The sequence below is a fragment of the Salmonella enterica subsp. arizonae genome, assembly GCF_008692845.1.
Taxonomy (GTDB): Bacteria; Pseudomonadota; Gammaproteobacteria; order Enterobacterales; family Enterobacteriaceae; genus Salmonella; species Salmonella arizonae.
This window is the reverse complement of the sequence record NZ_VXJW01000013.1, coordinates 65,555-88,308: the sequence shown is the minus strand read 5'-3', so window position 1 is coordinate 88,308 and position 22,754 is coordinate 65,555. Positions and strand designations below refer to the sequence as shown.

Below are 22,754 nucleotides of genomic sequence, written 5' to 3'. Positions count from 1 at the left end.
ATTTGCCTGGCGGCACTAGCGCGGTGGTCCCACCTGACCCCATGCCGAACTCAGAAGTGAAACGCCGTAGCGCCGATGGTAGTGTGGGGTCTCCCCATGCGAGAGTAGGGAACTGCCAGGCATCAAATTAAGCAGTAGACCGGGATAATTCCGGTAGTTGTAAAAGAATTCGGTGGAGCGGTAGTTCAGTTGGTTAGAATACCTGCCTGTCACGCAGGGGGTCGCGGGTTCGAGTCCCGTCCGTTCCGCCACCCTAATTAGGGGCGTAGTTCAATTGGTAGAGCACCGGTCTCCAAAACCGGGTGTTGGGAGTTCGAGTCTCTCCGCCCCTGCCAGAAATAATCCTTAGCAGATGCTAAGGATTTTTTTTGCCTAAAATTACCTGGTCAGGTAATCGTAACTCCCTTTCTTTTTCTCCTGCTCATTTTCATTGCCTATCAAGAACATCCGTTTTTAATAGATCGCAGATAAGCGAATATTTATCGCTGTTTTGCAGCCAAATAGCATACAACGGTCGTGAAAGCGTTGCGCTGTCGGCAACGGTATGTAGTCCGCCCTTTTCGTTTGCCCAGTTTACTGGAAGCCAGCTACAGCCATTCAATGCGTTAAGTTGCTGTCGGGCGAGCTCGGCTGAGCTGGTTGTTAATACCGGCACTTCATCTGCTGCGATCAATCCAGCTTCATGCTGTTGGAAGTCTGGTCCCCACTCCAGCCGCAGATAATTGAGTTCTGATTTCATACGGGCAGGGCTGCTGCAATATAACGCCAAAGTGAAGTGTCCTAACAGTTCACTGCTGAACTCATCCATTTTGGGTGCTTCGGTGGTAATGAGGAGGTCAAGCTGGCGTTCATGGAGTTGCTTCACAAGCGATTGCCGTTGAGCGATTCTGGCTTCGAATTGCAGGCCGTTTTGCGGTTCCTGTCGTTGGTACAGTCGACCCAGCCAGTCGTTAAGCATACACTCCCATAAAGACGCGCTGGCGCCGATGGAAAACTCGTTATGGCGTGAGGTATGCGCCACCTCTTTACGTGCCGCCTGCCACGTATTCATCAGCGTTTCCGCATACGGTAAAAGTTTTTCGCCAGCCGCGGTTAAACGGATATTGTTTCTGTGCCGCGTAAAAAGGTTTACGCCTAGCTGATTCTCCAGTTGCCTGATACGGAAGCTCACCGCGGATTGCGTCAGGTAAAGTGCTTCTGCGGCCCGACCGAAATGGCGTGTCCGGCTAACTTCCAGGAAAGTTTTTAACAATTCCGTATCCACTGTGCTCTCCACAAAATTATTTGTCGTTATGATTTAAATGTTTTGTTTTACACTCTGTCAAGCGTAACTAATACTCCGCGCCATAAATAGCTCAGACAAAGAATTAGGAGCGTGCAGGATGGCGGAAAGCTTTACGACGACTAATCGATATTTTGACAATAAACATTATCCACGTGGATTCTCTCGTCACGGTGATTTCACGATTAAAGAGGCACAACTGCTTGAGCGTCATGGTCATGCCTTTAATGATCTGGATCTTGGCAAGCGTGAGCCAGTGACTGAAGAAGAGAAGCTGTTTGTAGCGGTATGTCGCGGTGAACGCGAGCCGGTAACGGATGCAGAACGCGTCTGGTCCAAGTATATGACGCGCATCAAGCGTCCAAAACGCTTCCACACCTTGTCTGGCGGTAAGCCGCAAGTTGAAGGCGCAGAAGACTACACCGAAGCTGACGATTAATAAAAAGGGCGTAATGCCCTTTTTTTACGCCAACAGCTTTTGTAAATGAATTAACAACCTGTCTATCGCCCGATAGCTTACCGCCTCCTGCAAATGCTGACGCGAGATCTCGTCAGCCTGTTCTATGTCGGCAATGGTTCTGGCCACTTTTAGTAAGCGTTGCCAGGCGCGAATGGATAATCCAAGATGCACCAGCGTGTCTTCAAGCCAGCGGGCGTCATCATGATGCAAAACACAGTATTTTTGGATCTCGCTACCTTCCAGGCGTGCGTTTAACTTCTTCTGGCGTCGGTACTGTCGTTCCTGGGCAGCGATAACCCGCTTTTTTACCGTAGCGCTGTTCTCACCCTTTGAGGCGTGTTGGCTGAGAATCCCGGGCGGAGGAAGCGGTATCTCAAGCGAAAGGTCGAAACGATCAAGAAACGGGCCTGACAGCTTACTGAGGTAACGTAGTGTCTGTTCTGGCGTGCAGCGATTATGATTTCCCTGATAATGTCCGGTCGGGCTGGGATTCATTGCGGCGATTAACTGGAACCTGGCAGGGTACGTTATTTTCGCTCTGGTACGGGATAAATGAATTTGACCGGATTCTATAGGTTCACGTAGCGCATCCAGTGTGCGTCGCTCAAATTCAGGCAATTCATCAAGGAACAAAATTCCGTTGTGCGCCAACGATATCTCTCCCGGTGCGGGTATTGCGCCGCCGCCGACCATAGCAGTCAGTGAGGCGCTATGATGAGGTGAGCGAAAGGGACGCTGCTGCCATCGTTTTTGTACCGTATCCGCATTAACCAGACTGAGAATCGCGGCGCTTTCCAACGCCTCTTCATTGCTTAATGGTGGAAGAATCCCGCTCAGTCGACTGGCCAGCATGGTTTTACCCGTACCCGGCGGGCCGATCAATAACAGATTATGTCCACCTGCCGCTGTAATCTCCAGGCCGCGCTTACCCTGCTCCTGACCGATAACATCGCTAAGATCGGCCGTTGTGATAGGCGATACCATATCCTGGGCTAAAGGTCTTTCAAGGGCATGTTTCCCTTCCAGAAAGGCGCAGACGGTTTGTAGATGATCGGCGATAAAACATCCTTCTCTGCTGATAAGCCCAACCTCTGCGGCGTTCTCTGTTGCGACGATAATATTTCTGCCGGCCCTGATGGCTTCAGTTGCGCTTGATATTGCGCCAGGAACGCCACGTAATGCGCCTGTAAGCGCTAACTCGCCTACCAGCTCATATGCCTCAAGATTTGACGCTGTAAGCTGCTCAGACGCGGCCAGAAGCGCAACCGCAATAGGCAGGTCATACCTTCCGCCTTCTTTCGGCAGATCGGCTGGAGCAAGGTTAATGGTTATCTTTTTAGCCGGAAATTCATATCCGCTATTAATGATTGCACTGCGTACCCGGTCGCGCGCTTCTTTTACCGTGGTTTCCGGTAGGCCTACCATGGTTAATCCCGGTAACCCATTACTGATATGCACTTCTATGGTGATAGGCGGCGCATTAACGCCAAGTGCGGCGCGGGTATGAACAATCGACAGTGACATAATTCCTCCTGGTGCATAGATTATGAGGAATAAAAGGGAAAATTGAATTGCTGATTTTCTGCTTTTTAGTGGTTGGTTCCTGAATTTTGGCGTCATTTTCAGGTAATAAACATCAATCTGGAAGAATGTTCGCAGAAGGGGAAATAAGGAAAACAGAGGGTAACGTGCGCTAAAAGAGGAAAAAAAAGTGAAAAATTTTCAGTTGCTGATTTTTCTTATAAAAAACAAAGGAATTTTAGTTATTCATCGGCACTATCTGAAATGGGGTTAAAAAAATATCTTGTGCTATTGGCGAAACCTATGGTAACTCTTTAGGTATTCCTTCGAACAAGATGCAAGAATAGACAAAAATGACAGCCCTTCTACGAGTGATTAGCCTGGTCGTGATTAGCGTGGTGGTGATTATTATCCCACCGTGCGGGGCTGCACTTGGACGAGGAAAGGCTTAGAGATCAAGCCTTAACGAACTAAGCCCCCCGCACCGAAAGGTCCGGGGGTTTTTTTTGGCCTGAAAAACTTAAGCGAGGAGCAGAACGTGAATAACAGCATAAAATTCTGTTTCTCCAGATTTACGACGGGGATGTAACTATGAACGGGGCACAGTGGGTGGTACATGCTTTGCGAGCGCAGGGGGTGAAAACCGTATTTGGTTATCCTGGCGGCGCAATTATGCCGGTTTATGATGCGTTGTATGACGGTGGTGTGGAGCATCTGTTGTGCCGTCATGAGCAGGGCGCGGTGATGGCTGCGATCGGTTATGCCCGTTCTACTGGTAAAACCGGTGTTTGTATCGCTACCTCCGGCCCTGGCGCCACTAACCTGATCACTGGCCTGGCGGATGCGTTGTTAGATTCGGTACCCGTCGTCGCGATCACGGGTCAGGTTTCCGCCCCGTTCATCGGCACCGATGCGTTCCAGGAGGTGGATGTGTTAGGGCTGTCGCTGGCCTGTACCAAACACAGCTTTCTGGTGCAGTCGCTGGCAGAGCTGCCTCGTATCATGGCAGAGGCTTTTGAAGTCGCCAACGCTGGCCGTCCCGGACCCGTTCTGGTGGATATCCCTAAAGATATCCAGTTAGCCAGCGGAGCGCTGGAACCATATTTCACTACCGTTACTAACGAAGCGATGTTCCCTCAGGCCGCCGTTGAGAAGGCGCGTACCATGTTGTCGCAGGCACAGAAGCCGATATTGTATGTCGGCGGCGGCGTCGGTATGGCGCAGGCGGTTCCGGCGCTGCGTGAGTTTATCGCCTTAACGCAAATGCCGGTTACCTGTACGCTGAAAGGACTGGGCGCTGTTGAAGCCGATTATCCGTACTATATGGGAATGTTGGGAATGCACGGCGCTAAAGCCGCAAATTACGCGGTGCAGCAGTGCGATCTGCTGATCGCCGTCGGTGCGCGTTTTGATGACCGGGTGACCGGTAAGCTGAATACGTTTGCGCCGAACGCCAGTGTGATTCATTTAGATATTGACCCAGCCGAACTCAACAAATTACGTCAGGCGCATGTCGCGTTACAGGGCGATCTGAATACGCTGTTGCCTGCGTTACAGCAACCGTTAGCTATCGATGAGTGGCGGCGGCATAACGCTGCAATGCGTTCCGAGCACGCCTGGCGCTATGACCATCCTGGCGAGGCTATCTATGCGCCGTTGTTGTTGAAGCAATTGTCGGAACGCAAACCCGCAGACAGTGTGGTGACGACGGATGTGGGGCAGCATCAGATGTGGTCAGCCCAGCATATGACTTACAGCCGCCCGGAGAATTTCATTACTTCCAGCGGCTTGGGTACGATGGGATTCGGCTTGCCGGCGGCCGTTGGCGCACAGGTAGCGCGACCAAATGATACCGTTATCTGTATCTCCGGTGACGGCTCCTTCATGATGAATGTTCAGGAGTTGGGCACCGTGAAACGCAAGCAGTTACCGTTGAAGATAGTCTTACTCGACAACCAGCGGTTAGGAATGGTTCGACAATGGCAGCAACTCTTTTTCCAGGAACGATATAGCGAAACCACCTTGACCGATAACCCCGATTTTCTCATGTTGGCCAGCGCCTTCGGCATTCCAGGCCAGCATATTACCCGTAAAGACCAGGTTGAAGCGGCACTCGACACTATGTTGGCAAGCGAAGGCCCGTACCTGCTTCACGTCTCAATCGACGAACTTGAAAATGTCTGGCCGTTGGTGCCGCCTGGCGCCAGTAACTCTGAAATGCTGGAGAAATTATCATGATGCAACATCAGGTCAATGTATCGGCGCGCTTTAATCCAGAAACCTTAGAACGTGTTTTACGCGTGGTGCGCCATCGTGGTTTTCAGGTGTGCTCTATGAATATGGAAGCCGCGACCGATGCGCAGAATATAAATATTGAATTGACCGTTGCCAGTCCCCGGTCGGTCGACTTACTGTTTAGTCAGTTAAGTAAACTGGTAGATGTTGCGCATGTCGCGATCTGCCAGAGCGCTGCCACATCACAACAAATCCGCGCCTGAGCGCAAAAGGAAGAAAAATGACGACGAAAAAAGCTGATTACATTTGGTTCAATGGCGAGATGGTGCGCTGGGAAGACGCGAAGGTTCACGTAATGTCTCACGCGCTGCACTACGGTACGTCGGTATTTGAAGGGATTCGTTGCTACGACTCTCACAAAGGCCCGGTGGTGTTCCGTCATCGTGAACATATGCAGCGTTTGCATGATTCAGCCAAAATTTATCGTTTCCCGGTTTCCCAGAGTATTGATGAGCTAATGGAAGCCTGTCGCGCCGTGATTCGTAAAAATAATCTGACCAGCGCTTATATCCGCCCATTGGTGTTTGTGGGGGATGTCGGTATGGGCGTTAACCCGCCTCCGGGATACACCACTGACGTCATCATCGCCGCGTTTCCGTGGGGGGCATACCTGGGCGCCGAAGCGCTGGATCAGGGGATCGATGCGATGGTTTCTTCCTGGAATCGCGCAGCGCCGAACACCATTCCGACCGCTGCCAAAGCGGGTGGTAATTATCTCTCATCCCTGCTGGTGGGTAGCGAAGCGCGTCGTCACGGCTATCAGGAAGGCATCGCGCTGGATGTAAACGGTTATATCTCCGAAGGCGCAGGCGAAAACTTGTTTGAAGTAAAAGATGGCGTGCTGTTTACTCCGCCGTTTACCTCTTCCGCGCTGCCAGGCATTACTCGCGACGCGATCATCAAACTGGCGAAGGAACTGGGTATTGAAGTGCGCGAGCAGGTGTTGTCCCGCGAATCGCTGTATCTGGCCGACGAAGTGTTTATGTCCGGAACAGCGGCAGAGATTACTCCGGTACGCAGCGTTGATGGCATCCAGGTGGGCGCAGGTCGCTGCGGCCCTGTTACTAAGCGTATTCAGCAAGCCTTCTTTGGTCTCTTCACCGGAGAAACCGAAGATAAATGGGGTTGGTTAGATCAGGTAAATCCAAAATAAATCAAATAAATGGGGCGGCACGCATCGTCCCATTAAAAAGACAGACACGGGGAGTAAATAAAGCATGCCTATGTACCGTTCCGCCACCACCACTCATGGCCGCAATATGGCGGGTGCCCGCGCGCTGTGGCGCGCTACCGGAATGACCGACGCCGATTTCGGCAAACCGATTATTGCGGTGGTCAACTCTTTCACCCAGTTTGTGCCGGGTCACGTACACCTGCGCGATCTGGGCAAGCTGGTGGCTGAACAGATTGAAGCCGCAGGCGGGGTCGCCAAAGAGTTCAACACGATTGCGGTGGATGACGGCATCGCGATGGGTCATGGGGGCATGCTTTATTCACTGCCATCGCGTGAATTGATTGCTGACTCGGTTGAATACATGGTGAATGCTCACTGCGCCGACGCGATGGTCTGTATCTCCAACTGCGATAAAATCACCCCAGGAATGCTAATGGCTTCGCTGCGCCTGAACATCCCGGTGATCTTTGTCTCCGGCGGGCCGATGGAAGCCGGTAAAACCAAACTGTCTGATCAGATTATCAAGCTCGATCTGGTGGACGCGATGATCCAGGGCGCCGATCCGAAAGTTTCCGATTCACAGAGCAATCAGGTGGAGCGCTCCGCGTGTCCGACTTGCGGATCATGTTCAGGAATGTTTACCGCTAACTCCATGAACTGCCTGACCGAAGCGCTGGGCCTATCGCAGCCGGGCAACGGCTCGCTGCTGGCGACCCACGCTGAACGTAAGCAGTTGTTCCTCAATGCCGGTAAGCGGATTGTTGAACTGACTAAACGCTATTACGAGCAGGGTGACGAAAGCGCGCTGCCGCGGAACATTGCTAATAAAGCGGCGTTTGAAAACGCCATGACGCTGGATATCGCGATGGGCGGGTCGACTAATACCGTTCTGCATCTGCTGGCGGCGGCGCAAGAAGCGGAAATCGACTTTACAATGAGCGATATCGATAAGCTTTCCCGCAAAGTCCCGCAGTTATGCAAAGTAGCGCCGAGCACGCAGAAATACCATATGGAAGATGTCCATCGCGCGGGGGGCGTGTTGGGGATTTTGGGTGAACTGGACCGGGCCGGTCTTGTTCATCGCGACGTGAAAAACGTATTGGGCCTGACGCTGCCGCAAACCCTGGAACAGTACGATATCATGGTCACCAAAGATGAAACAGTTAAGCAGATGTTCCGCGCAGGTCCAGCGGGCATTCGCACTACTCAGGCGTTTTCACAAGCGTGTTGCTGGGACTCGCTGGATGACGATCGCGCTGAAGGCTGCATTCGCTCGCTGGAACATGCCTATAGCAAAGATGGCGGTCTGGCGGTGTTGTATGGCAACTTCGCCGAAAACGGCTGTATTGTGAAAACCGCAGGTGTGGATGACAGTATCCTTAAATTCACCGGCCCGGCAAAAGTATATGAAAGCCAGGACGACGCGGTAGAGGCGATTCTCGGCGGCAAAGTAGTGGAGGGCGACGTGGTCGTGATCCGCTACGAAGGGCCGAAAGGCGGGCCGGGAATGCAGGAAATGCTCTATCCGACCAGCTTCCTGAAGTCGATGGGGCTGGGCAAAGCCTGCGCGCTCATCACCGATGGGCGTTTCTCCGGCGGTACTTCGGGTCTTTCCATCGGTCACGTCTCGCCGGAAGCGGCCAGCGGCGGCACTATTGCGCTGATTGAAGATGGCGACACCATTGCGATTGATATCCCGAACCGCAGCATTCAGTTGCAGTTGAGCGAGGCTGAAATCGCCGCACGCCGCGAGGCGCAGGAGGCTCGCGGTGATAAAGCCTGGACGCCGAAAGATCGTCAGCGTCAGGTTTCGTTTGCCCTGCGTGCCTACGCCAGCCTGGCGACCAGCGCCGATAAAGGCGCGGTGCGCGATAAATCGAAACTGGGAGGTTTATGATGGCGGAATCTCAACCTCTGTCAGCCGCGCCGGAAGGGGCGGAGTATCTGCGCGCGGTGCTACGCGCGCCAGTATACGAAGCGGCGCAGGTGACGCCGCTGCAAAAAATGGAAAAGCTCTCGTCACGTCTGGACAACGTTATTCTCGTCAAACGCGAAGACCGGCAGCCGGTACATAGCTTTAAGTTGCGCGGCGCTTACGCGATGATGGCCGGATTGACCGAAGAACAAAAAGCCCACGGCGTGATTACCGCGTCGGCGGGGAACCATGCACAGGGCGTGGCGTTCTCCTCCGCGCGGCTTGGTGTTAAGTCTCTGATCGTCATGCCAAAAGCAACGGCAGATATTAAAGTTGATGCGGTACGCGGTTTTGGCGGCGAAGTGCTGTTGCACGGCGCTAATTTTGATGAAGCGAAAGCGAAAGCTATTGAACTGGCGCAGCAGCAGGGTTTTATCTGGGTGCCGCCGTTTGATCACCCAATGGTGATCGCCGGGCAGGGCACGCTGGCGCTGGAGCTGCTTCAGCAGGATTCGCATCTCGATCGTGTCTTTGTGCCGGTTGGCGGCGGCGGTCTGGCGGCGGGCGTAGCGGTACTGATCAAACAATTGATGCCGCAAATCAAAGTTATTGCCGTCGAAGCGGAAGATTCCGCCTGCCTGAAAGCGGCGTTTGAAGCCGGTCATCCAGTGGATCTCCCGCGCGTTGGGTTGTTTGCTGAAGGCGTGGCGGTAAAACGCATCGGCGACGAAACGTTCCGGCTGTGTCAGGAATACCTTGATGATATTGTTACCGTGGATAGCGACGCTATCTGCGCGGCAATGAAAGATCTGTTTGAAGATGTGCGCGCGGTGGCGGAGCCGTCTGGCGCGCTGGCGCTGGCGGGGATGAAAAAATATATCGCCCAGCACAATATTCGCGGCGAACGTCTGGCGCACATACTTTCCGGCGCCAACGTCAACTTCCATGGCCTGCGCTATGTGTCTGAACGCTGCGAGCTGGGGGAACAGCGCGAAGCGTTACTGGCGGTGACCATTCCGGAAGAAAAGGGCAGTTTCCTCAAATTCTGCCAATTGCTTGGCGGGCGTATGGTCACAGAATTTAACTACCGTTTTGCCGACGCTAAAAATGCCTGTATTTTTGTCGGTGTACGCGTCAGTCAGGGGCTGGAGGAGCGAAAAGAGATCCTCACCCAACTGCGCGACGGTGGTTATAGCGTGGTGGATCTCTCCGACGATGAAATGGCAAAGCTGCATGTGCGCTATATGGTCGGCGGACGTCCCTCCAAGCCGTTACAGGAGCGTTTGTTCAGCTTCGAGTTTCCGGAATCGCCCGGCGCGCTACTGAAGTTCCTGCACACGCTGGGTACGCACTGGAATATTTCCCTGTTCCACTATCGCAGCCACGGCACCGACTATGGCCGCGTGCTGGCGGCGTTCGAACTGGGCGATCATGAGCCGGATTTCGAAACCCGGCTGCATGAACTGGGCTACGAATGCCACGATGAGAGTAACAATCCGGCGTTTCGGTTCTTTCTTGCGGGCTAAGGGAAGGAGCGTGATCGCGCTTCGCTTATCCGGCCTACACGTCTCGTAGGCCGGATAAGGCGTTTACGCCGCCATCCGGCATTAGTGGCCAGGCAGTAAGTTCCAGAACGCATCAATCAGCGGTTCATGCAGCCGCTTTTTTTGTGCGCACACGCCCAGTTCAAACGGCGTTTTCTCATCGCTGCGTTCTAAAATCATCACGCGATTACGTACCGGTTCCGGGCTATTTTCCAGTACAACCTCCGGAATTAAAGCCACGCCGCAGCCTAATGCGACCATTGACACCATCGCCTCATGGCCGCCCACGGTCGCGTATATTGAGGGATTACTGATTTTGTGACGGCGGAACCACAGCTCAATGCGGCGGCGTACCGGACCCTGGTCGGCCATGATAAACGGCACCGTCGACCAGTCTGGTTTGTCCATCGAAACCTGATTACGCACCGGGCAAGGCAACGCCGGTGCGATCAATACTACTGCCAGATTTTCCAGCATCGAAAACGCCACCGCGCCGGGCAGCGTTTCAGGCTTACCGGCAATCGCCAGATCGGCTTCGCCGGTGACCACTTTGTCCATCGCATCGGCAGCGTCGCCGGTGGTGAGCTTAATCTCCACCGACGGATGTTCGGCGCGAAAACGGTCGAGAATCGGCGGCAGGTGGCTGTAGGCGGCGGTCACCGAGCAGAAAATATGCAGTTCGCCGGAAAGTGATGGCCCCTGCTGATCGAGTGTGTGGCGCAGTTGTTGGTACTGTAACAGCGTCTGCTGGGCAAACACGCGTAGCTCTTCGCCTGCTTCGGTGAGCGTTACCGTGCGGTTATCGCGCACAAACAGCGGCTGGCCGAGGTCCTCTTCCAGACGCTGAATCTGGCGGGAAAGTGTGGAAGGGCTGACATGCATCGCCCGCGCGCTGCGGCCAAAATGGCGGCTTTCCGCCAGATGCAGAAAGGTTTTCAGGTCGCGTAAATCCACAGACAGACCTCCGGTTTTTGGCGTTGCATAAACCGCAACATAATGTTGTGAATATATCAATTTCCGCAATAAGTTTCCTGTTGTAATGTGGGTTCATTCTCGCAAAAGCGAACCGAATAATAAGCACGACAACACAACCTCACGGAGTACACCACCATGGCTAACTATTTTAATACACTGAATCTGCGCCAACAGTTGGCACAGTTGGGCAAATGTCGCTTTATGGGCCGCGACGAATTCGCCGACGGCGCAAGCTACCTTCAGGGTAAAAAAGTGGTCATCGTCGGCTGTGGCGCACAGGGACTGAACCAGGGCCTGAACATGCGCGACTCCGGTCTGGATATCTCCTACGCCCTGCGTAAAGAAGCGATTGCCGAGAAGCGCGCTTCCTGGCGTAAAGCGACCGAAAACGGCTTCAAAGTGGGGACCTACGAGGAGCTGATCCCGCAGGCGGACTTAGTGATTAACCTGACGCCGGACAAACAGCACTCCGACGTGGTGCGTTCTGTACAACCGCTGATGAAAGACGGCGCGGCGCTGGGCTACTCTCACGGCTTCAACATCGTCGAGGTGGGTGAGCAGATCCGTAAAGATATCACCGTAGTTATGGTGGCGCCGAAATGTCCGGGTACCGAAGTGCGTGAAGAGTACAAACGTGGTTTCGGCGTACCGACGCTGATCGCCGTTCACCCGGAAAACGACCCGAAAGGCGAAGGCATGGCTATCGCCAAAGCTTGGGCTGCGGCGACCGGCGGTCATCGTGCGGGCGTGCTGGAGTCTTCCTTCGTGGCGGAAGTGAAATCTGACCTGATGGGCGAGCAAACTATCCTGTGCGGTATGTTGCAGGCCGGTTCTCTGCTGTGCTTCGACAAGCTGGTGGAAGAAGGTACCGATCCGGCTTATGCGGAAAAACTGATTCAGTTTGGCTGGGAAACTATCACCGAAGCGCTGAAGCAGGGCGGGATCACCCTGATGATGGACCGTCTGTCCAATCCGGCGAAACTGCGTGCTTACGCGCTGTCCGAACAACTGAAAGCGATCATGGCGCCGCTGTTCCAGAAACATATGGACGACATCATTTCCGGTGAATTCTCCTCCGGCATGATGGCGGACTGGGCCAACGACGATAAGAAACTGCTAACCTGGCGTGAAGAGACCGGTAAAACCGCGTTCGAAACCGCACCGCAATATGAAGGTAAAATCGGCGAACAAGAGTACTTCGATAAAGGCGTGCTGATGATCGCGATGGTGAAAGCGGGCGTTGAACTGGCGTTTGAAACCATGGTCGATTCCGGCATTATCGAAGAGTCTGCTTACTACGAATCACTGCATGAACTGCCGCTGATCGCCAACACCATCGCGCGTAAACGTCTGTACGAAATGAACGTGGTGATCTCCGATACCGCAGAATACGGTAACTACCTGTTCTCTTACGCTTGCGTCCCGTTGTTAAAATCATTTATGGCGGAATTGCAGCCGGGCGATCTGGGGAAAGCGATTGCCGAAGGCGCGGTCGATAACGCGCAACTGCGCGATGTGAACGACGCGATTCGCAGTCACGCTATCGAGAAAGTGGGCCAGAAACTGCGCGGCTACATGACCGATATGAAACGTATTGCGGTTGCCGGATAAGCGTAACGCCAACCGGCAAAAAAAGCCCGGAGTTGGAACACTCCGGGCTTTTTATTAGTTACGGTACAGCACCTTGATGATGTGATAACCGAACTGGGTGTGCAACGGGCCGGTCGGCTCCAGTACCGGGCAGGAGAAGACCACTTTATCGAATGCCGGAACCATCTGACCCTGACGGAATTCACCTAAATGACCGCCTTTTTTACCGGAAGGGCAGATAGAATGCTTCTTCGCCAGCTTCTCAAAATCGCCGCCGTTTTTAATTTGTTCCAGAAGATCTAAAGCCAGTTTCTCTTCTTTTACAAGAATATGTAGTGCTGCAGCCGTTTTTGCCATTATTTTGTTCTCACATCGTAAAGATTGGCCGTCACTTTATCACTCCTTAGGCCGTCAGACATATACTCTTCGCCATCACAGGACAGATGTCCCGCCTGATTTAACGAACCGAGAGATAAGCGGCATTTTTACCGGGCGAATTTCGGGGGGGCGGGACGGAGGTCCTGTCCTTTCTGACAAGGGGCGAGATACCATGAACATAATGAAAAACGCAGAATTTCCGGACGACTGGCTTTTAGGGCTACGTCAGGTCATACGCGACCCTGTGCTCTATGAATTACTTAAATATTGTCCGCTGGAAATCATGCAGTGCTGGCGATTTGAGGATATCTCTCGCGGCGCGCTTATCTGCCGCCAGGGGGAAATATGCCAGCAATTTTCGCTCATCGTCGCCGGCGAAGCGGATGTTTTTTACGAGGCTGAAGATGGACGCCGTTACCGGCAGGCGCGTTATGGCAAAGGCGACATGTTGGGCGAGCTGGAGATATTTGAGTCGCGGCATTACATCTGTTCTGTCGTGGCCGTCGGCAATGTACAGCTACTCAGCCTGCCGCAAGCGCATTTTTGCCGCTGGCTGACGCTGGATAACTATTTTAACCAGCGGATGCTGCGGTTTTTCAGCCAACAGTATTACCAGTTGTCGAAAAAGGCCAGCAGCGACAATTTGTACTCGCTACATCAGCGCGTATGCCAGGCATTATGGCTGCGTTATCAACAATATGAATCAACCACTATTTTGCTTGATAAGCAGAATCTTGGTCAGGAATTTGCGGCGACGACGCGCAGTATCAACCGGATACTGCACGATCTGAAATCGCTGAACATTATCGATACCGACGGTGAGCGGATCATTTTACTGGCTCCTGAAAAACTCAAACAGGAGGCGGAAATCTGAACCTCGCAGGACAGTAAGGAGACGGGAGATGCAGCCCCATATTCGACTTAACACAAGCTTGACCCGCGCGAGATATGCGCTTTTGCCCGGCGATCCCGGACGGGTGGATAGAATCGCCCGCTTTCTTGATAATGCTGAAGTTATAGGGCAAAACCGGGAGTTTCGCGCGGCGCGCGGCTGGTATCAGGGCGTTGAAATAGTGGTGCTCTCCACGGGAATTGGCGGACCATCAACTGCCATCGCTATTGAGGAGCTGCGCCAGATTGGCGTCAACACGCTAATCCGTATCGGTAGTTGCGGCGCGTTGCAGGACTCGCTGGCGTTGGGCGATGTGATCATCGCCCACGGCGCGGTGGCTGACGACGGCGCCAGCAAAACCTATGCGCCCGCCAGTTATCCGGCCTGTGCGGACCCGTATCTTACCGCCACGCTGATACAGCAGGCGAAACAGATGAACATCTCTGCCGTTTGCGGGCTGGTGCGCAGCCATGACAGTTTTTATACCGATCGCGAAGCTGAACTGGATGCCGAATGGTCGGCCAGGGGGGTTCTCGGCGCGGATATGGAAACCGCCGCGCTGATGGTGGTGGGGGCGCTACGTGGACTCCGTACAGCGTCGTTGCTGAACGTGGTTGTCGCGCATAATGGCTGTCTGGAGAGCAGCATTAATAGTTATGTTCAGCAGGAAACATTGTGCCAGCAAGGCGAAGAACGCCAGATTTCTTTGGCGCTTCAGGCCATTTATTTCGATAGCTTGCAAGGAGAGCAGTGATGGACTTTTTCAGTATTAACAATGTGATGGTCAACATTCCTCTCGGTGAAGGCGGGTATGCGCTGTCGTGGATTGAGGCTATCGGCACCATCTTCGGTTTATTGTGTATCTGGTGCGCCAGTCGGGAAAAAATCATTAATTACCTGTTTGGCTTGATTAACGTTACTCTGTTTGCCGCCATCTTTTTCCAGATTCAACTGTACGCCAGCCTGCTGCTTCAGGTGTTTTTCTTTGCGGCGAATATTTACGGCTGGTACGCGTGGAGCCGGCAGAATGACGCCCAGGAAGCCGCTCTGAAAGTACGCTGGCTTTCTCGCCAACAAACATGGGTACTGGGGGGCGTATGTATTATCGCCATTCTGCTGATGACGTGGTTTATCGATCCGGTATTCGCCATGTTGACCCGCGTTATGCTCGCCCTGCTGCAAACGGTAGGCATTCAGGTGGCTATGCCTGAACTCCAGCCGGATGCGTTCCCGTTCTGGGATTCCACCATGCTGGTATTGTCGATTGCGGCCATGCTCCTCATGACACGGAAGTATGTGGAAAACTGGTTGCTGTGGGTAATTATTGATGTAATTAGCGTCGTGATTTACGCAGTGCAGGGCGTTTACGCGATGTCGCTTGAGTACGTTCTCCTGACGGCTATCGCGCTGATGGGCTCTTACAGTTGGATTAAGAGCGCGCAGCGTAACGGCTATACGCCGCTTGCCGCCAACGCCTGCTGATTTACCTTTTCCAGGCTGCCCTGAAAAGCAGCCTGGTCTTCTCTGAGTCTCGCTTTCTGCTACAATCCCTCCCCCGTTCGAAGATTGAGCACTATTCCCATGCGTTTAAATCCCGGCCAACAACACGCTGTCGAATTTGTCACCGGACCCTGCCTGGTGCTGGCAGGAGCGGGTTCTGGTAAAACTCGCGTGATTACCAATAAAATCGCCCATCTGATCCGCGGATGCGGCTATCAGGCCCGGCATATTGCGGCGGTGACGTTTACCAATAAAGCAGCGCGCGAAATGAAAGAACGCGTCGGGCAGACGCTCGGCCGTAAGGAAGCGCGCGGTTTGATGATCTCTACCTTTCATACGCTAGGGCTGGATATTATTAAGCGCGAATACGCTGCGCTGGGGATGAAATCGAACTTTTCATTGTTTGACGATACCGACCAGGTGGCGCTGCTTAAAGAGTTGACCGAAGGTCTTATCGACGATGACAAGGTTGTGCTGCAACAGTTGATCTCGACGATCTCCAACTGGAAAAACGATCTGAAAACGCCGACGCAGGCAGCGGCCGGGGCGAAAGGCGAACGCGATCGTATTTTTGCCCACTGCTACGGGCTTTATGACGCCCATATGAAGGCATGTAACGTTCTCGATTTTGATGATTTGATTTTGCTGCCGACGCTGCTGCTGCAACGCAATGACGAGGTGCGCGAGCGCTGGCAGAATAAAATTCGTTATCTGCTGGTGGATGAATATCAGGATACTAACACCAGCCAGTATGAGTTGGTTAAGCTGCTGGTCGGGCAACGCGCGCGCTTTACGGTAGTAGGCGATGACGATCAATCTATCTACTCCTGGCGCGGGGCGCGTCCGCAAAACCTGGTGTTACTGAGCCAGGATTTTCCGGCGCTGCAGGTGATTAAGCTGGAGCAAAACTATCGTTCTTCGGGACGTATCCTGAAGGCGGCGAACATCCTCATCGCCAATAACCCGCACGTGTTTGAAAAACGCCTCTTTTCCGAACTCGGTTACGGCGCGGAACTCAAAGTGTTAAGCGCAAACAATGAAGAGCATGAAGCTGAGCGTGTTACCGGCGAACTGATTGCCCATCACTTTGTGAACAAGACCCAGTACAAGGATTACGCCATTCTGTATCGCGGTAACCACCAGTCACGGGTGTTTGAAAAATTCCTCATGCAGAACCGCATTCCGTACAAAATTTCTGGCGGCACGTCGTTCTTCTCCCGCCCGGAGATTAAAGATCTGCTGGCCTACCTGCGGGTGTTGACCAACCCGGATGATGACAGCGCGTTCCTGCGCATCGTGAATACGCCAAAACGCGAAATCGGTTCGGCCACGCTGCAAAAGCTGGGGGAATGGGCGATGACCCGCAACAAAAGCCTGTTTACCGCCAGCTTTGATATGGGGCTTAGCCAGACGCTGACCGGGCGCGGTTACGATTCATTGACGCGTTTTACCCACTGGCTGGGAGAAATCCAGCGCCTGGCCGAACGCGAGCCCATCGCCGCCGTGCGCGATCTCATCCACGGTATTGACTATGAATCCTGGTTGTACGAAACCTCGCCGAGTCCCAAAGCGGCGGAAATGCGTATGAAAAACGTTAACCAACTCTTTAGCTGGATGACCGAAATGCTGGAAGGCAACGAACTCAATGAGCCGATGACGCTGACTCAGGTGGTTACACGTTTTACGCTGCGCGATATGATGGAGCGCGGCGAGAGTGAAGAAGAGCTCGATCAGGTACAGTTGATGACGCTTCATGCGTCGAAAGGACTGGAATTCCCGTATGTCTATATGGTGGGAATGGAAGAAGGATTTTTGCCGCATCAAAGCAGCATTGACGAAGATAATATTGAGGAAGAGCGTCGGCTGGCCTATGTCGGGATCACTCGCGCGCAGAAAGAGCTCACCTTTACATTATGTAAAGAGCGCCGTCAGTATGGGGAACTGGTGCGCCCGGAACCCAGCCGCTTCCTGTTAGAACTGCCGCAGGATGATTTAATCTGGGAGCAGGAGCGCAAAGTGGTAAGCGCTGAGGAACGAATGCAAAAAGGGCAAAGTCACCTGGCGAATCTGAAAGCCATGATGGCGGCAAAGCGAGCGAAATCGTAGCGCAAAAAAACAGCGTTACCGTATGTCCAGCGGCCAGTGTACATAGCTTTGCCACTGGCTTTCCTGATCAATTAACTCTTTACCCAGCGGGTGATGCGCCAACCAGCCGTCAGGCAAGGTCAACGTCAGATTTTCATTCTGTGCCTGTAGCGTAATTTCTGGTACCAGATCGTCACGACGGCGACCGGCAAAGAGAATCGCCAGTCGCAGCAAACGGCATAGCTGTTCCGCAACACGGGGCGGTACCGCGTTTTGCTGATGAAGCGAAGAGAGATCGACCGGGTTAGTCTGATTCAGTAAGAGGGTGGCGAGTAACTTTTTTTGTGCAGGCGTATAGCCAGGCAGATCCAAATGGCGCACTAAATAGGCTGCATGATATGGCGCCTGTTTAAAATCAACGCTCAGACCGATCTCGTGCAACTGGCAGGCGCTAAGCAACAGTTCACGGCTGATAGGTTCAATATGCCATGCATTTTCTACCTGTTTGAGGAAGTTGCCCGCCAGCTTCGCCACGCGATTCGCCTGATCCGTATCGATGATAAACCGACGCTGAATGTTTCGCAGCGTGCGGCTGCAGATATCCTGATCCACCGTCAGGTGCAGCATCCCGTACACCAGCCCTTCGCGTAACGCGCCGCCTGCAAGAGTCATACACTGAATATTCAGTTCAGTGAAAATAGCGATCAGAATCGCCAGCCCGCTTGGGAAAACCAGAGCGCGTTCAAGCGTCAGGCCTTCGATTTCCAGTTCTTCCAGACGCCCACACTGTATCGCGCGTTGTTTTAGCTGCTGAAGCTTGGCGAGCGTAATGCGCTCATCCATCCCCTGCGCCATCATGATTTCCTGCAATGCCTGCACGGTGCCGGAGGCACCCACGCAGACTTTCCAGCCGTGAAAACGCAGTTTGTCGGCAACCGGGCGCAGCACATCGCGCGCGGCCTTCTCTGCGTCATCAAAGTTTTCTTGCGCCAGATTACGATCGCTAAAATAGTGTTCAAGCCACGTTACGCAGCCCATCGACAGGCTAAACAGCGACGTCGTTTGCGCGCCAGTGCCGGTAACCAGTTCAGTACTGGCGCCGCCGATATCCACCACCAGCCGCTGCTCTGCGCCGCCGGTGGTATGAGCGACCCCCTGATAAATCAGCCGCGCCTCTTCTTCGCCGCTGATAACCTGCACCGGGCAACCGAGGATGGTCTGCGCTTTCGCGATAAATTCACCAGCATTGACGGCGAGACGCAATGTCGCGGTGGCAACCACGCGGATTTGCGGTTGCGGAATATCCTGCAAACGCTCAGCGAACAGCCGCAGACATTGCCAGCCGCGTTCCATTGCTTCGGCTGAAAGTTGGTTGTCGCTGCTCAGACCGGCGGCCAGACGCACCTTGCGTTTAATTCGGGTCAGCGTCTGGATGCTTCCTGCTACCTCGCGTACCACCAGCATATGAAAACTATTGGAACCGAGATCAATGGCTGCATACAACGAGGTAGAATTTAGCATGACTTTCTTTCTTAACCTGAACGACGACGATTACGCGGAGCGCCAGCGCGGCGCGGGCCATTGCCGGGGCGCGAGCGCGTCAGGCGCAGCGGCTTGGGCAGATCGGTCATGAGCGCCTCTGGATTATATTTGCTGACCGGAATCGAGTGGCCGATATAGCTCTCGATGGCGGGCAAATTCAGCGCATACTCTTCGCAAGCCAGACTGATAGAGTGTCCGCTGGCGCCAGCGCGACCGGTACGACCGATACGGTGAACATAGTCTTCACAATCGTCTGGCAGATCGTAGTTAAAGACGTGCGTTACGGCGGGGATATGCAGCCCGCGCGCCGCGACGTCGGTCGCCACAAGAATATCAAGATCGCCGCGGGTGAACTCATCCAGAATCCGCAGGCGCTTCTTCTGCGCGACGTCGCCAGTTAGCAGGCCAACACGGTGGCCGTCTGCCGCCAGATGTCCCCAGATATCTTCGCAACGATGCTTCGTGTTGGCGAAAATAATGGCGCGATCCGGCCACTCTTCTTCAATCAGCGTTTGCAGTAAACGCATTTTCTCTTCATTAGAAGGATAGAAGAGCTCTTCTTTAATCCGGTGGCCGGTTTTTTGCTCCGGTTCCACTTCAACATATTCAGCGTTGTTCATCTGTTCAAACGCCAGTTCGCGAACCCGGTAAGACAGGGTAGCGGAAAACAACATATTCAGACGCTGCGCAGCCGGCGGCATACGACGGAACAGCCAGCGGATATCTTTAATAAAGCCCAAATCGTACATGCGATCGGCTTCATCGAGCACGACGACCTGAATGGCGCCGAGGTTAATGTGATTTTGTTTGGCGTAGTCGATCAGTCGACCCGTCGTACCGATAAGAATATCTACGCCGCTTTCCAGGACTTTGAGCTGTTTATCGTAACCATCGCCGCCGTAAGCCAGACCCAATTTTAAACCTGTCACTTGCGCCAACGGTTCCGCGTCGGCGTGAATTTGTACGGCTAACTCACGCGTCGGCGCCATGATCAGCGCGCGTGGCTGATTCACCTTGCGATCGTCGATCGCGGGATGAGAAAGTAAATAATGAAACGTAGACGTCAGAAACGCCATCGTTTTCCCGGTTCCGGTTTGCGCCTGCCCTGCAACGTCACGACCCGCCAGCGTTAGCGGAAGGGCCAGTGCCTGAATGGGCGTACAATTATAAAACCCTTTTTTTTCAAGGGCTTCAACCACCTGTGGGTGCAGGGCGAAGTCGGAAAACTTCTGTTCTGTTAAATGTGTTTTGCTCATAGTGTGGTAGAATATCAGCTTACTATTGCTTTACGAAAGCGTATCCGGTGAAATAAAGTCAACCTTTGTTGGCGAAGTTAACGTCAGCACCTCGTTGGTTAATGCTACACCAACACGCCAGGCTTATTCCTGTGGAGTTATATATGAGCGATAAAATTATTCACCTGACTGACGACAGTTTTGACACGGATGTACTTAAAGCGGACGGGGCTATCCTCGTTGATTTTTGGGCAGAGTGGTGCGGGCCGTGTAAAATGATCGCTCCGATTCTGGATGAAATCGCTGACGAATATCAGGGCAAACTGACCGTTGCTAAACTGAACATTGACCAGAACCCTGGTACTGCGCCTAAATATGGCATTCGCGGTATTCCGACTCTGCTGCTGTTTAAAAACGGCGAAGTGGCGGCAACCAAAGTCGGCGCATTGTCTAAAGGACAGTTGAAAGAGTTTCTCGACGCCAATCTGGCGTAATACCTTTTATACATCGAATGACAAAGGCGCTGTACGGTCGGGCGTCCGTCATTCGACGAATGATTAAGGTATCAGGCAGTTTCGTGGCGTCCGTTGTCCTTACGTTATTCTTAAATTGTCAGGATCTCTGGACGCCCGGTCTGAGTCGTGCTAAGTTAGTATTGACTTCGAATTAAACATACCTTATTAAGTTTGAATCTGGTTTTATCCGTCACTTCCCGTTTTTTCTCGCACGAGAAGTGGAAAGATTCCTGGCTCTTCGCTCATTCCGTCTTGTCGTTTCAGTTCTGCGTACTTTCCTGTGGCCAGACAGCGAACAGACATGAGTTGATAGCCGTAAACAGGCATGGATGACCCTGCCATACCATTCACAACATTAAGTTCGAGATTTACCCCAAGTTTAAGAACTCACACCATTATGAATCTTACCGAATTAAAGAATACGCCGGTTTCTGAGCTGATCACTCTCGGCGAAAGTATGGGGCTGGAAAACCTGGCCCGTATGCGCAAGCAGGACATTATTTTTGCCATCCTGAAGCAGCACGCAAAGAGTGGCGAAGATATCTTTGGCGACGGTGTGCTGGAGATATTGCAGGATGGATTTGGTTTCCTCCGTTCCGCAGACAGCTCCTACCTCGCCGGTCCTGATGATATCTACGTTTCCCCCAGCCAAATCCGCCGTTTCAACCTCCGCACTGGTGATACCATTTCTGGTAAGATTCGCCCGCCGAAAGAAGGTGAACGCTATTTTGCGCTGTTGAAAGTTAACGAAGTTAACTACGACAAACCGGAAAACGCCCGTAATAAAATCCTCTTTGAGAACTTAACTCCGCTGCACGCAAACTCTCGTCTGCGTATGGAACGTGGTAACGGTTCTACCGAAGACTTAACGGCGCGCGTTCTGGATCTGGCTTCGCCGATCGGTCGCGGCCAGCGCGGTCTGATTGTCGCGCCGCCGAAAGCGGGTAAAACCATGCTGCTGCAGAACATCGCGCAGAGCATCGCGTATAACCACCCAGACTGCGTACTAATGGTACTGTTGATCGACGAACGTCCGGAAGAAGTAACCGAGATGCAGCGTCTGGTGAAAGGCGAAGTGGTTGCTTCTACCTTTGACGAACCGGCATCCCGCCACGTTCAGGTGGCGGAAATGGTTATTGAAAAAGCGAAACGTCTGGTTGAACACAAAAAAGACGTTATCATCCTGCTCGACTCCATCACCCGTCTGGCGCGTGCCTACAACACCGTGGTGCCAGCTTCCGGTAAAGTCCTGACCGGTGGTGTAGACGCTAACGCTCTGCATCGTCCGAAACGTTTCTTCGGCGCGGCGCGTAACGTGGAAGAGGGCGGTAGCCTGACCATCATCGCGACGGCGCTGATCGATACCGGTTCTAAAATGGACGAAGTTATCTACGAAGAGTTTAAAGGCACCGGTAACATGGAGCTGCATCTCTCACGTAAGATCGCAGAAAAACGCGTCTTCCCGGCTATCGACTACAACCGTTCCGGTACGCGTAAAGAAGAGCTGCTTACCACCCAGGAAGAGCTGCAGAAAATGTGGATACTGCGTAAAATCATCCATCCGATGGGTGAAATCGACGCAATGGAATTCCTCATTAACAAACTGGCGATGACCAAAACTAATGACGACTTCTTCGAGATGATGAAGCGCTCATAACTTGGTCTTTACCTGAAAACGCCACGTTTTTACGTGGCGTTTTTGTTTTATATCTGTAATCTTAACGACACATTTACAAAACGACGATAAACCGGGTCGGAGTTTTGCGATTCATTCGTTATCGGTATCGTGTGGTTGATATTTAAACAATTCTGCCTGATTCAGAGCTGGGTTTTCCTTCTGAATAAAGGTCT

Annotated in this window: 22 protein-coding genes, 2 tRNA genes and 1 rRNA gene; 19 read left to right on the top strand and 6 right to left on the bottom strand. The window is 53.0% G+C overall.

Going from position 1 to position 22,754, the window contains the following annotated elements; genetic code table 11:
* The first annotated feature begins 5 nt into the window (after positions 1-5).
* From rrf to F4V61_RS19290, 3 genes are all read left to right on the top strand, one after another.
* Positions 6-121, top strand: a 5S ribosomal RNA gene (gene rrf / locus F4V61_RS19300).
* A gap of 53 nt (positions 122-174) precedes the next feature.
* Positions 175-251: transfer RNA gene (locus tag F4V61_RS19295), tRNA-Asp, on the top strand.
* 8 nt (positions 252-259) lie between these two features.
* Positions 260-335: transfer RNA gene (locus tag F4V61_RS19290), tRNA-Trp, on the top strand.
* Positions 336-427: 92 nt separating this feature from the next.
* On the opposite strand, the gene hdfR is transcribed toward F4V61_RS19290, so the two are convergent.
* Positions 428-1,276: an HTH-type transcriptional regulator HdfR gene (gene hdfR / locus F4V61_RS19285; RefSeq protein WP_012210769.1), complete on the bottom strand. Its 849-nt coding sequence runs from the start codon at positions 1,274-1,276 to the stop codon at positions 428-430.
* A 106-nt stretch (positions 1,277-1,382) separates the two neighbouring features.
* Here hdfR and maoP point away from each other — a divergent pair, with 106 nt between their 5' ends.
* The gene (gene maoP, locus F4V61_RS19280; RefSeq protein ID WP_000840996.1) at positions 1,383-1,721 is read left to right on the top strand and encodes a macrodomain Ori organization protein MaoP; all 339 of its coding nucleotides are present in this window, start codon (positions 1,383-1,385) and stop codon (positions 1,719-1,721) included.
* Between the two features lie 24 nt (positions 1,722-1,745).
* Here the strand turns inward: maoP and F4V61_RS19275 are convergent, their stop codons facing one another.
* Positions 1,746-3,266 (bottom strand): YifB family Mg chelatase-like AAA ATPase, encoded by a 1,521-nt coding sequence (locus F4V61_RS19275; protein ID WP_000058941.1) that lies wholly within the window; start codon positions 3,264-3,266, stop codon positions 1,746-1,748.
* A gap of 350 nt (positions 3,267-3,616) precedes the next feature.
* Between F4V61_RS19275 and ilvL the strand changes: the two genes are divergently transcribed.
* The 7 genes from ilvL to ilvA all read left to right on the top strand — a co-directional run bounded on the left by ilvL (position 3,617) and on the right by ilvA (position 10,173).
* The gene (ilvL, locus tag F4V61_RS19270; RefSeq protein ID WP_001311244.1) at positions 3,617-3,715 is read left to right on the top strand and encodes an ilv operon leader peptide; all 99 of its coding nucleotides are present in this window, start codon (positions 3,617-3,619) and stop codon (positions 3,713-3,715) included.
* A gap of 86 nt (positions 3,716-3,801) precedes the next feature.
* Positions 3,802-3,852, top strand: a complete 51-nt coding sequence (gene ilvX, locus F4V61_RS22180; protein ID WP_192930503.1) for a peptide IlvX — start codon at positions 3,802-3,804, stop codon at positions 3,850-3,852.
* Positions 3,853-3,854: 2 nt separating this feature from the next.
* Entirely contained in the window at positions 3,855-5,501 is a 1,647-nt protein-coding gene (ilvG, locus tag F4V61_RS19265; protein WP_079828680.1) for an acetolactate synthase 2 catalytic subunit, read from the top strand.
* On the top strand, positions 5,498-5,761 hold the full coding sequence (gene ilvM / locus F4V61_RS19260) for an acetolactate synthase 2 small subunit (RefSeq protein ID WP_000983260.1): 264 nt from the start codon (positions 5,498-5,500) through the stop codon (positions 5,759-5,761). Before ilvG ends, ilvM begins: the two co-directional genes overlap by 4 nt.
* Positions 5,762-5,778: 17 nt before the next feature.
* Positions 5,779-6,711: a branched-chain-amino-acid transaminase gene (gene ilvE / locus F4V61_RS19255; RefSeq protein WP_079828679.1), complete on the top strand. Its 933-nt coding sequence runs from the start codon at positions 5,779-5,781 to the stop codon at positions 6,709-6,711.
* 64 nt (positions 6,712-6,775) lie between these two features.
* Positions 6,776-8,629, top strand: a complete 1,854-nt coding sequence (ilvD, locus tag F4V61_RS19250) for a dihydroxy-acid dehydratase (RefSeq protein WP_079828678.1) — start codon at positions 6,776-6,778, stop codon at positions 8,627-8,629.
* The gene (ilvA, locus tag F4V61_RS19245) at positions 8,629-10,173 is read left to right on the top strand and encodes a threonine ammonia-lyase, biosynthetic (protein WP_038397884.1); all 1,545 of its coding nucleotides are present in this window, start codon (positions 8,629-8,631) and stop codon (positions 10,171-10,173) included. The genes ilvD and ilvA overlap by 1 nt, the downstream gene beginning before the upstream one ends.
* An 81-nt stretch (positions 10,174-10,254) precedes the next feature.
* On the opposite strand, the gene ilvY is transcribed toward ilvA, so the two are convergent.
* A complete protein-coding gene (gene ilvY, locus F4V61_RS19240; RefSeq protein WP_038397883.1) occupies positions 10,255-11,145 on the bottom strand; it encodes an HTH-type transcriptional activator IlvY in 891 nt (296 codons plus the stop codon).
* Between the two features lie 156 nt (positions 11,146-11,301).
* Here ilvY and ilvC point away from each other — a divergent pair, with 156 nt between their 5' ends.
* The gene (gene ilvC, locus F4V61_RS19235) at positions 11,302-12,777 is read left to right on the top strand and encodes a ketol-acid reductoisomerase (RefSeq protein ID WP_058346010.1); all 1,476 of its coding nucleotides are present in this window, start codon (positions 11,302-11,304) and stop codon (positions 12,775-12,777) included.
* A 54-nt stretch (positions 12,778-12,831) separates the two neighbouring features.
* Here ilvC and ppiC read toward each other — a convergent pair whose 3' ends face one another.
* Complete coding sequence (gene ppiC, locus F4V61_RS19230; RefSeq protein WP_001140255.1) at positions 12,832-13,113, bottom strand: peptidylprolyl isomerase PpiC; 282 nt, start codon at positions 13,111-13,113, stop codon at positions 12,832-12,834.
* 193 nt (positions 13,114-13,306) lie between these two features.
* Here ppiC and F4V61_RS19225 point away from each other — a divergent pair, with 193 nt between their 5' ends.
* From F4V61_RS19225 to rep, 4 genes are all read left to right on the top strand, one after another.
* Entirely contained in the window at positions 13,307-14,008 is a 702-nt protein-coding gene (locus tag F4V61_RS19225) for a Crp/Fnr family transcriptional regulator (RefSeq protein ID WP_001024337.1), read from the top strand.
* Positions 14,009-14,036: 28 nt separating this feature from the next.
* Positions 14,037-14,780 (top strand): nucleoside phosphorylase, encoded by a 744-nt coding sequence (locus F4V61_RS19220; protein ID WP_001182424.1) that lies wholly within the window; start codon positions 14,037-14,039, stop codon positions 14,778-14,780.
* The gene (gene pnuC, locus F4V61_RS19215) at positions 14,780-15,508 is read left to right on the top strand and encodes a nicotinamide riboside transporter PnuC (protein WP_038397338.1); all 729 of its coding nucleotides are present in this window, start codon (positions 14,780-14,782) and stop codon (positions 15,506-15,508) included. Before F4V61_RS19220 ends, pnuC begins: the two co-directional genes overlap by 1 nt.
* 99 nt (positions 15,509-15,607) lie before the next feature.
* Positions 15,608-17,632 carry a DNA helicase Rep gene (gene rep, locus F4V61_RS19210; RefSeq protein WP_038397337.1) on the top strand — a complete coding sequence of 675 codons (2,025 nt, stop codon included), beginning with the start codon at positions 15,608-15,610 and terminating at the stop codon, positions 17,630-17,632.
* Positions 17,633-17,647: 15 nt separating this feature from the next.
* On the opposite strand, the gene gppA is transcribed toward rep, so the two are convergent.
* Positions 17,648-19,132: a guanosine-5'-triphosphate,3'-diphosphate diphosphatase gene (gene gppA / locus F4V61_RS19205; protein ID WP_038397336.1), complete on the bottom strand. Its 1,485-nt coding sequence runs from the start codon at positions 19,130-19,132 to the stop codon at positions 17,648-17,650.
* A gap of 11 nt (positions 19,133-19,143) precedes the next feature.
* Positions 19,144-20,409: an ATP-dependent RNA helicase RhlB gene (gene rhlB, locus F4V61_RS19200; protein WP_000047529.1), complete on the bottom strand. Its 1,266-nt coding sequence runs from the start codon at positions 20,407-20,409 to the stop codon at positions 19,144-19,146.
* Between the two features lie 143 nt (positions 20,410-20,552).
* Here rhlB and trxA point away from each other — a divergent pair, with 143 nt between their 5' ends.
* The 3 genes from trxA (at position 20,553) to rho (ending at position 22,560) form a co-directional block, all read left to right on the top strand.
* Positions 20,553-20,882 carry a thioredoxin TrxA gene (trxA, locus tag F4V61_RS19195; protein WP_001280776.1) on the top strand — a complete coding sequence of 110 codons (330 nt, stop codon included), beginning with the start codon at positions 20,553-20,555 and terminating at the stop codon, positions 20,880-20,882.
* A 247-nt stretch (positions 20,883-21,129) separates the two neighbouring features.
* Positions 21,130-21,213: a rho operon leader peptide gene (locus F4V61_RS22530; RefSeq protein ID WP_226998804.1), complete on the top strand. Its 84-nt coding sequence runs from the start codon at positions 21,130-21,132 to the stop codon at positions 21,211-21,213.
* 87 nt (positions 21,214-21,300) lie between these two features.
* Positions 21,301-22,560, top strand: coding sequence for a transcription termination factor Rho (gene rho / locus F4V61_RS19185; RefSeq protein WP_001054532.1), 1,260 nt, complete (start codon positions 21,301-21,303; stop codon positions 22,558-22,560).
* Positions 22,561-22,754 lie beyond the last annotated feature (194 nt).

Coding starts and splice junctions, on each gene's coding strand:
- F4V61_RS19275 (WP_000058941.1), bottom strand. CDS start 3,266: ATGTCACTGTCGATTGTTCATACCCGCGCCGCACTTGGCGTTAATGCG.
- ilvL (WP_001311244.1), top strand. CDS start 3,617: ATGACAGCCCTTCTACGAGTGATTAGCCTGGTCGTGATTAGCGTGGTG.
- ppiC (WP_001140255.1), bottom strand. CDS start 13,113: ATGGCAAAAACGGCTGCAGCACTACATATTCTTGTAAAAGAAGAGAAA.
- F4V61_RS19225 (WP_001024337.1), top strand. CDS start 13,307: ATGAACATAATGAAAAACGCAGAATTTCCGGACGACTGGCTTTTAGGG.
- ilvC (WP_058346010.1), top strand. CDS start 11,302: ATGGCTAACTATTTTAATACACTGAATCTGCGCCAACAGTTGGCACAG.
- ilvM (WP_000983260.1), top strand. CDS start 5,498: ATGATGCAACATCAGGTCAATGTATCGGCGCGCTTTAATCCAGAAACC.
- rep (WP_038397337.1), top strand. CDS start 15,608: ATGCGTTTAAATCCCGGCCAACAACACGCTGTCGAATTTGTCACCGGA.
- ilvA (WP_038397884.1), top strand. CDS start 8,629: ATGGCGGAATCTCAACCTCTGTCAGCCGCGCCGGAAGGGGCGGAGTAT.
- rhlB (WP_000047529.1), bottom strand. CDS start 20,409: ATGAGCAAAACACATTTAACAGAACAGAAGTTTTCCGACTTCGCCCTG.
- maoP (WP_000840996.1), top strand. CDS start 1,383: ATGGCGGAAAGCTTTACGACGACTAATCGATATTTTGACAATAAACAT.
- F4V61_RS19220 (WP_001182424.1), top strand. CDS start 14,037: ATGCAGCCCCATATTCGACTTAACACAAGCTTGACCCGCGCGAGATAT.
- ilvD (WP_079828678.1), top strand. CDS start 6,776: ATGCCTATGTACCGTTCCGCCACCACCACTCATGGCCGCAATATGGCG.
- pnuC (WP_038397338.1), top strand. CDS start 14,780: ATGGACTTTTTCAGTATTAACAATGTGATGGTCAACATTCCTCTCGGT.
- ilvG (WP_079828680.1), top strand. CDS start 3,855: ATGAACGGGGCACAGTGGGTGGTACATGCTTTGCGAGCGCAGGGGGTG.
- trxA (WP_001280776.1), top strand. CDS start 20,553: ATGAGCGATAAAATTATTCACCTGACTGACGACAGTTTTGACACGGAT.
- gppA (WP_038397336.1), bottom strand. CDS start 19,132: ATGCTAAATTCTACCTCGTTGTATGCAGCCATTGATCTCGGTTCCAAT.
- ilvE (WP_079828679.1), top strand. CDS start 5,779: ATGACGACGAAAAAAGCTGATTACATTTGGTTCAATGGCGAGATGGTG.
- rho (WP_001054532.1), top strand. CDS start 21,301: ATGAATCTTACCGAATTAAAGAATACGCCGGTTTCTGAGCTGATCACT.